A 12,042-nucleotide genomic window follows, 5' to 3' on the forward strand; every position below is an offset into this window, starting at 1 on the left:
CCCTCGCCTGCAACTGAGGGCGGATTGTCTCCTACCCATCCATTCCCGCCCATCAATACCCGTCGCCACTCAATGAAAATCTCGCGACTTCGGCAATATCCGCACATCACGCGGATGCCGATGTGATGACGGCCTGCCGCGTGGTTGCCCCGGATGCGTTACTTCGTCGCCGCGCGCCATGGGGTGGTGCAGGTTATCCAGTGCAGCGCTGGCGTCGGTTACGCGGTCGACGATCAGGTGGACGACATTTTCCTTGCTGCGCTGGACTTCGCCGTCGATCAGCATCAGTCGGGCGGCCATCACCGCGCGGCGCTGTTTCTCCATGTCGCGCGCCCACAGCAGCGCGTTGACGATGCCGCTTTCATCCTCGATCGTGATGAAGACCGCATTGCCCTTGCCCGGTCGCTGGCGGGTCAGCACCACGCCCGCCACCCGGACCTTCGCGCCGTCCTTTGCCGCATTGACCGCCGCGCAGTCGACCGCCCCGGCGCGCGCGAAACGGGCGCGCAGGAATTGCATCGGATGCCCCTTCAGCGACAGGCGGTGGGTCACATAGTCGATCGCGACCTCCTCGGCCAAAGGCATGGCGGGTAGCGCGGCGTCCGCTTCCTTGCCCAGTTCGGGCAAATCCTGCGCGGCGAACAGCGGCAATTGCGCGGGCGGCACGCGCCTCGCTTCCCATCCCGCCTCGCGCCGGTTCTGCCCGATCGATCGCAGCGCATCGGCATCGGCCAGCAAATGGAGCGCGCGGGCCGGCATCCCCGCCCGGCGCGCCAGATCCTCCATGTCGCGGATCGGTGCATCGGTACGCGCCGCCATCAGCGCCTTCGCCCATTCCTCGCGAAAACCGTCGACCTGCTTGAGGCCGAGGCGCAGGATGCGTTCGCCCTCCAGACTGCTATGCCAGTCACTGGCCTGCACATCGATCGGCCGCACTTCTACCCCATGCTGCTGCGCATCGCGGACCAGTTGCGCGGGGGCGTAAAATCCCATGGGCTGGCTGTTGAGCAGGGCGCAGGTGAAGACCGCGGGATAATGGCATTTCAGCCAGGAGGAGACATAGGCGAGCCAGCCGAACGCCTGCGCATGGCTTTCGGGAAAGCCATATTCGCCGAACCCCTTGATCTGTTCGAAACAGCGTTCGGCGAAATCCTGCGGATAGCCGCGCTTGGTCATGCCGGTGATGAATTTTTCCTGCCAGTTATGCATGTCCCCGCGATTGCGGAAGGTCGCCATGGAGCGGCGCAGTCCGTCCGCTTCCGCCGGGGTGAATTTGGCGGCGACGATCGCGAGGCGCATCGCCTGCTCCTGAAACAGCGGCACGCCTTTGGTCTTTTCCAGAACCTCCTTCAGTTCGAACGGGTTGCCGGGCGGACCGGGATAGTCTTCGGCCTCCTCCCCTGCACGCCGCCGCAGATAGGGATGCACCATGCCGCCCTGGATCGGCCCCGGCCGCACGATCGCGACCTGAATGACGAGGTCATAGAGACAGGCCGGCTTCATCCGGGGCAGCATGGCGATCTGCGCCCGGCTTTCGACCTGAAAGGTGCCGATGCTGTCGCCCGTCTGAAGCATGGCATAGGTCGCCCGATCCTCCACCGGCACCCGATCGAGCGTCAGGTCGCCAAGGTCGTGGCGGCGCATCAGGTCGAAGCTCTTGCGGATCGCCGTCAGCATGCCGAGCGCCAGCACATCGACCTTCATCAGGCGCAGCGTGTCGAGATCATCCTTGTCCCATTCGATGAAGGTGCGGTCGGGCATGGCGGCATTGTGGATCGGCACCAGTTCGTCGAGCCGCCCATGGCTCAGCACGAAGCCGCCGACATGCTGCGAGAGGTGGCGGGGATATTCGAGCAGTCGGCTCGCCATGTCGCGCAACCGGACAAGTTCGGGATTGGCGGGGTCGAAGCCCGCTTCGCTCACCCGGCTTTCGGGCACTTCCTCCCCGCCCCAACTGCCCCAGACGGTGCCGGAGAGGCGCGCGGTCACATCTTCGGTCAGGCCCAGCGCCTTGCCGACTTCACGGATTGCGCTGCGCTGACGGTATCGGATGATGGTCGCGGCGATGCCCGCCCGATCACGGCCATAGCGGCGGTAGATATATTGCATCACTTCCTCGCGCCGCTCATGTTCGAAATCGACATCGATGTCTGGCGGTTCGTCGCGGTTTTCGGAGAGGAAGCGGGAGAAGAGCAGTTTCTGCTCCACCGGGTCGATCGGGGTGACGCCCAGCAGATAGCAGACCAGCGAATTGGCCGCCGATCCGCGCCCCTGACACAATATCGGCGGATCGAGGCTGCGCGCATAGGCGACGATGTCGTGGACGGTCAGGAAATAATAAGCATAGTTGCGTTTGCGGATCAGGGTGAATTCCTCGTCCAGCACCTCCCGATAGCGCGGCGGCAGGCCGTCGGGGAAACGCGCCTTCGCCTTGTCCTGCACCAGATGCTCCAGCCAGTCCTGCGGTTGCCATCCCTCCGGCACCGGCTCATGGGGATATTCATAGACAAGCTGGTCGAGCGTGAAGTCGATGCAGGTAAGCAGATCCTGCGTCGCGGCGATCGCTTCCGGGCAGGCGGCGAACAGGCGCGCCATTTCGGCCGGCTCCTTCAGATGGCGTTCGGCATTGATGGCCAGGCGACGGCCGGCGGTCTGCACGCGCAGCCCTTCGCGGATACAGGTGAGCACATCCTGCATCGGCCGGTCGTCCGCCTCTGCATAGAGCGCGTCATTGGTGGCGATCAGCGGCACGCCATACTGCGCCGCCAATGCCTGACGCCGCGCCAGCATCCGCGCATCGCGCCCCGCCCGGCCCATGGTCGCGGCGAGCCAGCAATGCGGGGTCAGGCCGCGCAATATCGTGAGCAACGCCGCGTCGCCATCCATCGCGATCAGCGCCATGTCCTGCGCATGATCGATCAGGTCAGGCAGGCGCAGTTCGCATTCCCCCTTGATCGCGCGGCGATTGCCCAGCGTCAGCAGCCGGGTCAGCCGCCCCCAGCCGAAACGGGTCACGGGATAGGCGACGATATCCGGCGTCTCATCGGCAAAGACCAGCCGCGCGCCGACGATCAGGCGCATCCCCCCGGCCAAAGCGCCCAGATCCTTCATCGCCTGATGCGCGCGCACCACGCCCGCCACGCTGTTGCGATCGGCGACGCCAAGGCCGGTCATGCCCAGATGCGCCGCCTGAACCACCATGTCGCGCGGATGCGATGCCCCGCGCAGAAAGCTGAAATTGGTCGCGGCGACGATTTCGGCAAAGGGCGGCGCGTTCATGCGAACAGGCCATGCAGATACCAGTGGATATCCGCTTCCTGCCCGAACAGGCCGTGGCGGAACATCCAGTAACGGCGGCCGTCTCCATCCTCGATCCGGTAATAGTCGCGCGTCCGCCCTGCGCCGCCGGGCTGATGCCCTTCGCGCCGTCGCCACCATTCGGCTGCGATCCGCTCCGGCCCCTCGGCCAGCCGCACCTCATGCAGCGCGCCGCGCCAACGAAAGCGCTGCGGCGGGCCATCGGGCACGCCGGCGATCACATCGACGCTTTGCGGCGGATCGAACAGCAATAACGGCCGGGGCGGACGATCAGGATCGGCGGGCCAATCGGCGGTTGAGGCCCGCGCCGCCGGGACCAGCCTTTGCGTCCCCTCGGGCAGATGCCGGTCGCACGGATCCAGCCGCCGCACCCGATCGGGACCGAGCCGGATGCCCAGCCGGTCGATCAGGGCGATGACGTCCGCTTCTCCCCGCGCCTGCGCTTCGCCCTCCAATGTCGGCTGGCGTTCGACCAGCGCCTCGGTCCAGGGCACGGTCAGATGCACGGAATCGAAGCCGAAACCGGGATCGAGCGGATCGGCCATCGTGTCAATCCGTTCGCGCAACAGGCGCAACACGGCAGCGGGATCGCGCACCGGTTGACCCGTCTCGATCCTCAGCCCCTGCCGCGCGCCATCGCTGCGCACCAGTTGGACGACGAAGCGCCGCCCGCCCAGATGGCGTGCCTCCATCTGCCGCGCGGCCTGCGCCAGCAGATGTTCGATCACCTCCATCACATCGTCGGTGCGGCCGATCGGTTCGGGAAAGCGGGCGTCGGCGCGGATCGGCGCCTGCGGGCGACGCGGGGCGATCGGGCTGGGCGCTTCGCCCAATATCTGCCGCAACCGCGTGACGGCCTGCTCACCGAAGCGCGCAGCGATCATCCCCATCGGCCGGCGCGCCAGATCGCCGATCGTGCGCAGCCCCGCCCGCCGCAATGCCGCCAGCGCGCCATCGTCCAGATCGAGCGCCGCGACGGGGAGCATCGCCACATCTTCGCCACTGCCGCCATGCCGCGCCAAGGCGCGCGCCGCCATGGCGTTGGGACCAAAGCCGATATGGCTGACAAAACCCGCCTGCCGCCGCGCCGCATCGGCCAGCGCAGCCTCTCCGCCGAACAGATGCGCGCAGCCGCTGATGTCCAGCACCAGCCCGTCGGGCGGATCGAGCGCGACCATGGGGGTGAAGCGGCGCATCCCCTCCAGCAGCCGGTCCAGTGCGCGCGCATCGGCGGCGGGATCGGCCGGCAAAGTGACCAGCGCCGGGCAACGCGCCCGTGCATCGGCCATCGTCATGCCCACCGCCAGCCCCTGCGCCAGCGCCAACCGATCGACCGCCGCCAACCGCAACGCATTGCCGACCCGCGCCACGAGAGCAAAGGGTTCAGGCGCAGTTTCAGGCGAGAGAGGTTCAGGCGACATGTCGCCGGGCATCCCCATCTGCGCCCGTTCGCAGGCGAGAAAGGGGAACCACAGCGCCAGACAGCGTCTGGGGCCGGGCTGAATCCCGAAATCGTCCATCATCCTCGTCCCACATCAGCCGCCAGCGTCCCCCGGCGGGACCGCCCCGATAGCGGAGCAGTTCGGCGTCGATCGCCGGCCAGCCGGGCGCCTCCGCCTCCCACGCTTCCGAAGGCGCGCTGCGGATCGACCAGCGAGTCTGCGCCCCGCTCGACCGGGGTTCCGCGTCGCCGCGCAGCAGCAGCACGCAGGCGCGCGAGGCTTCCGCCGCCAGCACCAGCCGGCGACTGGCGGTCAGGTCATAATCGGCAAAGCGACCCTCGCTTTCCATCAGCACCGCCGCCACCCCGGCGCAACGGGCCGCCTCCAGCCCGGCGCGCAGCATGTCCTTCTCATTACCCGCCTCGATGATCGTCAGCCGGTCGGGCCGGATGCCCAGCAACGCCAGCCCGTCCCCGGAAAAGACCATGGGCAGACGATGGCGGCGCGGCGTGCGCAGCGCGAAGATCGCTCCGTGCCGCGTCTTTTCCCCCATGGTCAGCGCGAAGGCCAGCGCCGCCGCCCAGTCCGCGCCCTGCGCATGGATTTCATGCAATTGTCCCTTCGCCAGCGCCGGCATCGACGCTTGGGCCAGTGGCGTGTCCCGCCCCACCGAACGGCCGCCCCAAAGGGAAATATTGCCTGCCATATCTCGATTCGCTCAATTTGTTCTCTTTATGTTCTTTAATTATTCCTATGTCTACCGCCTGCACAGCAAAAGGGGCAGCCCGATTGCCCCGGACCGCCCCCTGCATTGGATAGAAAATTGAAAGATGGATCAGATGATATTCAGCGATAGCGGCCCATCGTCACCTTGATCCAGACCGGCTTGTCGATCAGGTTCAGGCCATAATCGGTCTGGTCGCCATTCCAGATGCGGTCCATCACCCATTGGCCCTTGTCGAAATGGCCTTCCTCCACCTTGACGATCATGCCGCCCGACGCGCTGCCTTCCTTGGGCGCGAATTCCACGCGGACATGGTCGCCGGTGAAAAGGAATTCATTGGCGGACAATTGTGCCACCACCATGCCGCCAGTCGACTCGGTCGCCCAGGCGGGCAGGTCCGCCTTGGGGAACCATTCGCGCTGGCCGAACTGCCACTGGCCAAAGCTGGCCGTGATCGTCCACTCGCCCATCGTCGTGCTGAGCGGGGTGCCGTCATCCGGCTTGGCCGCGCCCCAGACCGGATGGTCGAAGGCGATCTTGGCCCATGGCGCAGCGGCCAGGATGCGATATTTCTGGCCGAAGGCATGGAGCGTCGCATCATCGAAGCTCTTGGCGCCCAGCGGATAGTTAAAATAATCGGTGTCATCCATGCCAAAGGGCGAAAAGCCGATCGCCCCGCGCCCCAGCGTTGCCCAGAAATAGCGGGCATATTCGCGGGCATTGCCGATTTCCGGCACCATCAGCGCATTGTCCGGCCGTGTGTAGAGATCGAGATGCTTGAAGACGTTGCGGCTGGCGCGATCATAAATGTCGGGCGCGGCAATATCGATGGAGGGGGCCGCCGCCTTCCAGATGTCGATAACGTCGCCCTGCGGCCCGCCGCTGGACAGCGCCATCGGATCGGGCTTGGCGAAGGGATCGCCCAGCGATGCGTTCACATACATGGGCAGCGGCTTGATTGCCTTGCCCTCTGCCGCCAGCGCCTCGATATAACGGGCGGTATACCATGTGTTGAACGCGCGATCGGCCTGATCGCCGAAGACGCCGGCCCATGTGCCGCCCGGCTTCTTCAACGCCTTCGTCAACGCGGCAGGCACCGGGCCGTCGAACAGCTTCTGCGCGGCCGGGGCATAGTCGCGCGGGTTCTTGTAGCTGCCGACCTCATTTTCCGGCTGCACCATGATGACCGTATTCTGGGCGTCATGATCGCGCACATAGCTCATCAGCTTCAGGAAAGCGCGCTTGTCCGCCTCCAGCGTGGCCGCGCCATGGGGGGACAGGACGCCATGATCCTTGCCGTCCTTCGTCTTCATGCGCGGGAAGCGGCGATTGTCCAGCTTCACCCAGTCGGGGGTGTAGGCCAGCCCCGTATTCTTCCATGCGCCGAACCATAGCAGCACGATGCGCTTGTCATGCTTGCGCGCTTCTTCGAGCAGGGTCTGGACGAAGCTATAGTCGAACGTCCCTTCCTTCGGCTCCAGTTGCTCCCAGGCGATCGGCACTTCGACCGTGTTGGCGCCGATCCGGTCGAGCGTCGCCCACACCTTTTCCAGCGGGGCGGCATAGTTGCTGCTGTTGTTGACCTGTCCGCCCAGCATCAGGAAGGGCGCGCCGTCCACGATCAGGGCATGGCGGCCTGCCTTGGTTTCCAGATGGGGGACGTCACTTTGCGCCAGAACGGGCGTGGCGGTCAAAAGGGTAGCGGCGAGCAGGAGCCGGGCAAGGGTCATGAAAGGGCCTTTCAGGGCTGTTCGTCGAGGGAGAAGATGCGGGTCGTTTCGGTCCATTTGGCACCGGGCACGGCCCAGGGCAGCGGGCGCTGGACACCGTCCATCTGCGCCTCCCACACCTGCACCGCCGGATCGGCCGCATCCGCCGCTGCCTTGGCCGCCGGGTCGAAAGCGGGACCGGTTTCCATCAGCATGACCAGCCGGTTGCCACTGCGATAGATTTCCATCGCCGTCACATCGGCATTGCGGATGCTGGCGCCGATCGCCGGGGCAGCGCGCCCGATGCGTGCCACGCCTCATAATGGGCGATGGCCTCCGCATCGTCGGCCAGATCGATCAGCAGAACATGCCGCATCAATTGACCCAGCCGCCGTCGATCACATGGACCGCGCCGGTGGTGAAGGCGGCCTCGTCACTGGCGAGATAGAGGACGAGATTGGCAATCTCCTCCGCCCGGCCGAGCCGCCCCATGGGCTGGCGCGCGACGAAGGCGGCCTGCGCCGCTGCGTAATCGCCGGTATCGTGCAACCGCTGTTGCAGCGAAGGGGTGTCGATCGTGCCGGGGCAGATGCAGTTGCACCGCACACCCTGCCCCACGAAATCGGCGGCCACCGCCTTGGTCAGGCCGATGACGCCCGCCTTGCTCGCGCCATAAGCGAAGCGATTGGGGATGCCCTTCACCGAACTGGCGATGGAGGACATGTTGACGATCGATCCCGCGCCCTTTTCCACCATGGCGGGCAGGAAGGCGCGGATAGTGTGATACATGGCGGTCATGTTGAGCGAGAGGGCGAAGTCCCAATCCTCCTGCGAGCATTCGAGTATGCTGCCGGCATGCACCACGCCCGCGATATTGGCGAGAATGTCGATCGGGCCGACCTCCGCCGCCAGCGCCCGCACCGCCGCGCCATCGGTCGCGTCGAGCGCGCGCAGTTCGCAGCCGTCCAGCCCTTCGAGCGCATCGAAATCGCGGTCGGTCGCGATCACCCGCGCGCCCTCCGCCACGAAACGCTGCGCGCTTGCCCGGCCGATGCCCCGCGCCGCCGCCGTGATCAGCGCGACCTTGCCTGCCAGACGCCCGCTCATGCGCGAACACTCGTGGGGAGACATTCGGGGCCGATGGGATCGAAAGCCTTATAGGTCAAAATAAACTCCTGATGGCCAAGGGATTCTGAAATGCTGCGTTCACCCGCCGCGACGGCGAGCACCCTGTCGTATATCTCCGTGCCGACCTGTTCCAGCGTCGCTTCGCCTTCCAGGATGCGGCCGGCATTGACGTCCATGTCGGCGGCGAGGCGACGGCCAGTGTCGGGATTGGCGCAAATCTTGATGACCGGCGAAATGGCCGATCCCACCACCGATCCACGCCCGGTGGTGAACAAAGTCAGATGCGCGCCGCAGGCGATCAGTTCGACGATCTCGGCATTGTCGGAGATGTTGGGGAAGCCGAAACGCGGCTCGCCATCGGGCACGACGTCGAGCAGATAGAGGCCACCTGTCGGCGGCACGTCGCCCGGCTTCAATATGCCGTCGATCGTCGAGGAGCCGGACTTGGAATAAGCTCCCATCGACTTTTCCTCCTGCGTCGTCAGCCCGCCTTCCGCATTGCCCGGCGCGAAACTGCCAAAGCCCATAATCGTGTAATAGCGCTCGGCCTTCTGCACGCATTCCTCGATCGCGACCGCCAGTTCGGGCGTGCGGGCGCGATCGGCCATGATCGTCTCGCAGCCGACCAGTTCGCCCGTCTCTTCAAAGATGCAAGCTGCGCCATCGGCCACCAGCCGGTCGAAAGCGCGCCCCACCGCCGGGTTTGCAGTGATGCCGCTGGTTCCGTCCGACCCGCCGCAAATGGTGCCAACGACCAGTTCCTCCACGCCCATATCGACGCGCGGCACATCGGCGATGGCGGCGCGCACGCGCTCCACTGCCTCCAGCCCCGCCGCGATCGTCGCCGCCGTGCCGCCCACCTCCTGGATCACCAGCAATTCGGCCGCCCGCCCGCTCGCCCGCGCCACGGCCAGCAGCCGTTCCCGGTTGAAGCTCTCGCAACCCAGCGACACGATCACCAGCCCGCCGACATTGGGATGGGTGGCGATCGCCTCCATCACCTTGGCGGCATAAGCGTTGGGATAGCAGCCGGGAAAGCCGATCAACTGGACATCGGGATCGTCCGCCTTGTCCACGATCCGCCGCGCGACATGATGCGCGCACTCCACCAGATAGGCGACCGCCACGACATTGCGGATGCCCTTGCGCCCATCCTGTCTCTGCCAGGCGCGGATCATGCCTCCGGCTCCAGCGCGGTGCGGGTATGGCTGCTGATATAGTCGCTCTTCATATTGTGCATATGGACCCAGTCGCCAGTGGCGGCGTCTGCGGTCATCGACCCGATCGGCGCGCCATATTTGATGATCTTGTCCCCGGCGCGCAGGGCCGTGCGGGCGACCTTGTGGCCGATGGCGATGCCCTCGCGCGCCGGGATGGTGCCGCCAGAGGCCGGCAATATATCCCCCGCCTCGATCGCGCGGACGCAGATGAGCACATTATCGTTAGGATGCAGCAGGATCAGCCGCGCATCATCCTGAAGCATGGAAGGATCTTTCCTGATAAGGGCCGCGTCGAGTGCCGGCCAAAGCGGTTCGGGCAGCGCCATGGCCAGACGCGCCATCGTGTCGGCCACCTGATCGACACCGACCAGCCCCGGAATGATGCTGACAACGGCCGGGTGACGCAGCGAAAATTGCAGCGCGGCGGCAGGCAATGCCGCGCCATGTTGCGCACAAACGTCGGACAGGCGCTGCGCCTTCGCAACGATTTCCGCGCTGGCCGCGCCATAATCGAAATGCAGCGGGCCTTGCAGGTCGCGGGCCAATATGCCGCTATTATAGGGGCCGCCCACAATCACCTGCACGCCCAGTTCCGCACAGCGCGCCAGCAGCTTTTCACCGCTTCGGTCGAGCAGCGTGTAACGCCCCGCCAGCAGGATCATATCCAGTTCGATATGGTCCAGCAGTTCGTCACAGACCGCGACTTCATTCACACCGATGCCGATCGCGCCGATCGCGCCCATATCGCGCAAATCCCGCATCGCGCGATAGCCGCCGTTCAGGAAAGCGCGCAGATGATCGTCATGCGCATCGCCATGGGTCAGCCGGCCCAGATCATGCGCCAGCAACAGATCGATCCGGTCCCGCCCCAGCCGCTCGCGGCTGCCCTCGAACGAACGCAGCACCGCATCATAGCCATAGTCGAAGACCGGCTCGAACGGATCGGCATCGACAAAGCCGTGTCGTTCGCCCTGCGCATCGGTCGGCACCAGCAGGCGCCCGACCTTGGTCGACACCATCGCCTCGCCCGCCGGGTCACGCTCCGCCAGCATCGCGCCCAGCCGCCGTTCGGCCAGTCCAAAGCCATAATGGGGGGCGCTGTCATAATAACGGATGCCCGCATCCCAGGCAGAGTCCAGTGTGGCGCGCGCTTCCTCATCGCTCACCACGCGATAGAGATTGCCTATGGGCGCTGTGCCCATGCCAAGGGTGGGAAATGGGATCATGCGGTTCCTTCCCGTCGCGCGGCGCGGGCATAGAGAGCGACAACAGCAAAACAGAAAGCGGGCACCAGCATCGCCATGCGGATCGTGCCGCTGATGTCTGACAGCAGCCCCATCGCCATGGTCAGCACTGCGCCGCCGATAATGGCCATGACGATCATCGACGCCCCGGCCTTGGTCAGCGGCCCCAATCCCCGCAACGACAGCGCGAAGATGGTCGGATACATGATCGACATGAAGAAGCTGGTCGCCACCAGCGCAGCAAGGCCGACGACGCCGCCAACCAATGCCGCAACCAGCGACAACGCGATGTTGATGCCTGCAAACAGCGCCATCAGCCGTGCCCCGTCGAACCGGGCCAGCAACGCCGCGCCGACGAAACGGCCGATCATGAAGATCGCCAGCGACAGCGTCAGCAGCCAGGCCGCCTTCTGCGCGCCGATGCCCGGCATCGCCTGCTGCGCATAGCGGATCAGATAGCTCCAGACGCCGACTTGCGCGCCCACATAGAAAAATTGCGCTGCCACCCCCGCCAGATAGCGCGGCCGCCGCAACAGCGCGCCATAGCCCGCCAGCGCCGCCCCCCCGCCATGCGAAGCCTCCGTCGCGGCGCTGGGGAAACGAGTAAGGCCCAGCACCACCGCCCAGCCAAGAACGATCAGCGCAATAGCCAGATAAGGAAGCTGCACGGCGGCGGCCCCGGCCGCGCCCTGCTGTGGCGCATCGGACAGGATCAGGCTGGCGCCCAGCGCCACGCCGGCAATCGACCCCAGCGGGTTGAACGCCTGCGCCAGATTGAGCCGCTGCGCCGCGCCTTCGGCCGCCCCCATCGCGGCCACCATCGGATTGGCGGCGGTTTCCAGAAAGGCAAGGCCACTGGCGATCACGAACAGGGCGAATAGGAAGAAGCCATAGCTCAGCTGGATCGAAGCCGGCAGGAACAGCAGCGCACCCGCGCCAAACAGCAACAGGCCGAGGATGATCGTCGCCTTATAGCCCAACCGCTCCGCCGCCAGCGCGGCCGGAATGGCGAAGCAGAAATAGCCCAGATAAAAAGCCGACTGGACCAGTCCCGACTGAAAATCCGTCAGCGAAAAAACATGCCGAAAATGGGCGATCAGCACATCGTTGAGATTATTGGCCACGCCCCACAGGAAAAACAGCCCCGTGGTCAGGACCATGGCCCGCTTGCTACTCCGTTCGATACCGGCTCCCGGCATATGCATCAGGCCATCCTCTCTGTTTCCTGAAAGAGCGGGCCGGCCCTTTATGGGTCCG

The 12,042-nt window shown here is 65.6% G+C and carries 8 protein-coding genes and 1 pseudogene; all 9 read right to left on the reverse strand.

Features of this window, described 5'->3' with window-relative positions:
• Window positions 1-69: 69 nt before the first annotated feature.
• The 9 genes and pseudogenes from ACFOKF_RS11550 to fucP all read right to left on the reverse strand — a co-directional run bounded on the left by ACFOKF_RS11550 (window position 70) and on the right by fucP (window position 11,990).
• Window positions 70-3,279, reverse strand: coding sequence for an error-prone DNA polymerase (locus tag ACFOKF_RS11550; RefSeq protein WP_380795766.1), 3,210 nt, complete (start codon window positions 3,277-3,279; stop codon window positions 70-72).
• Window positions 3,276-4,739: a Y-family DNA polymerase gene (locus tag ACFOKF_RS11555; RefSeq protein WP_380795768.1), complete on the reverse strand. Its 1,464-nt coding sequence runs from the start codon at window positions 4,737-4,739 to the stop codon at window positions 3,276-3,278. The genes ACFOKF_RS11550 and ACFOKF_RS11555 overlap by 4 nt, the downstream gene beginning before the upstream one ends.
• Entirely contained in the window at window positions 4,729-5,466 is a 738-nt protein-coding gene (locus tag ACFOKF_RS11560) for an ImuA family protein (RefSeq protein WP_380795769.1), read from the reverse strand. The genes ACFOKF_RS11555 and ACFOKF_RS11560 overlap by 11 nt, the downstream gene beginning before the upstream one ends.
• A gap of 140 nt (window positions 5,467-5,606) precedes the next feature.
• A complete protein-coding gene (locus ACFOKF_RS11565; protein WP_380795771.1) occupies window positions 5,607-7,214 on the reverse strand; it encodes a DUF5597 domain-containing protein in 1,608 nt (535 codons plus the stop codon).
• 11 nt (window positions 7,215-7,225) lie between these two features.
• A pseudogene (locus ACFOKF_RS11570) lies at window positions 7,226-7,569 on the reverse strand (L-rhamnose mutarotase).
• Complete coding sequence (locus ACFOKF_RS11575) at window positions 7,569-8,300, reverse strand: SDR family oxidoreductase (protein WP_380795773.1); 732 nt, start codon at window positions 8,298-8,300, stop codon at window positions 7,569-7,571. The pseudogene ACFOKF_RS11570 and the gene ACFOKF_RS11575 overlap by 1 nt, the downstream one beginning before the upstream one ends.
• On the reverse strand, window positions 8,297-9,499 hold the full coding sequence (locus tag ACFOKF_RS11580) for a UxaA family hydrolase (protein ID WP_380795774.1): 1,203 nt from the start codon (window positions 9,497-9,499) through the stop codon (window positions 8,297-8,299). The genes ACFOKF_RS11575 and ACFOKF_RS11580 overlap by 4 nt, the downstream gene beginning before the upstream one ends.
• Window positions 9,496-10,767 (reverse strand): aldo/keto reductase, encoded by a 1,272-nt coding sequence (locus tag ACFOKF_RS11585; RefSeq protein ID WP_380795776.1) that lies wholly within the window; start codon window positions 10,765-10,767, stop codon window positions 9,496-9,498. Before ACFOKF_RS11585 ends, ACFOKF_RS11580 begins: the two co-directional genes overlap by 4 nt.
• Window positions 10,764-11,990 (reverse strand): L-fucose:H+ symporter permease, encoded by a 1,227-nt coding sequence (gene fucP / locus ACFOKF_RS11590; RefSeq protein WP_380795778.1) that lies wholly within the window; start codon window positions 11,988-11,990, stop codon window positions 10,764-10,766. Before fucP ends, ACFOKF_RS11585 begins: the two co-directional genes overlap by 4 nt.
• Window positions 11,991-12,042 lie beyond the last annotated feature (52 nt).

Source organism: Sphingobium rhizovicinum, assembly GCF_042647625.1.
GTDB lineage: Bacteria > Pseudomonadota > Alphaproteobacteria > Sphingomonadales > Sphingomonadaceae > Sphingobium > Sphingobium rhizovicinum.

Bases quoted from the DNA above. Each gene is read 5' to 3' on its own strand.
- fucP (WP_380795778.1), bottom strand. From the start codon at position 11,990: ATGCATATGCCGGGAGCCGGTATCGAACGGAGTAGCAAGCGGGCCATG.
- ACFOKF_RS11560 (WP_380795769.1), bottom strand. From the start codon at position 5,466: ATGGCAGGCAATATTTCCCTTTGGGGCGGCCGTTCGGTGGGGCGGGAC.
- ACFOKF_RS11565 (WP_380795771.1), bottom strand. From the start codon at position 7,214: ATGACCCTTGCCCGGCTCCTGCTCGCCGCTACCCTTTTGACCGCCACG.
- ACFOKF_RS11585 (WP_380795776.1), bottom strand. From the start codon at position 10,767: ATGATCCCATTTCCCACCCTTGGCATGGGCACAGCGCCCATAGGCAAT.
- ACFOKF_RS11580 (WP_380795774.1), bottom strand. From the start codon at position 9,499: ATGATCCGCGCCTGGCAGAGACAGGATGGGCGCAAGGGCATCCGCAAT.
- ACFOKF_RS11575 (WP_380795773.1), bottom strand. From the start codon at position 8,300: ATGAGCGGGCGTCTGGCAGGCAAGGTCGCGCTGATCACGGCGGCGGCG.
- ACFOKF_RS11550 (WP_380795766.1), bottom strand. From the start codon at position 3,279: ATGAACGCGCCGCCCTTTGCCGAAATCGTCGCCGCGACCAATTTCAGC.
- ACFOKF_RS11555 (WP_380795768.1), bottom strand. From the start codon at position 4,739: ATGTCGCCTGAACCTCTCTCGCCTGAAACTGCGCCTGAACCCTTTGCT.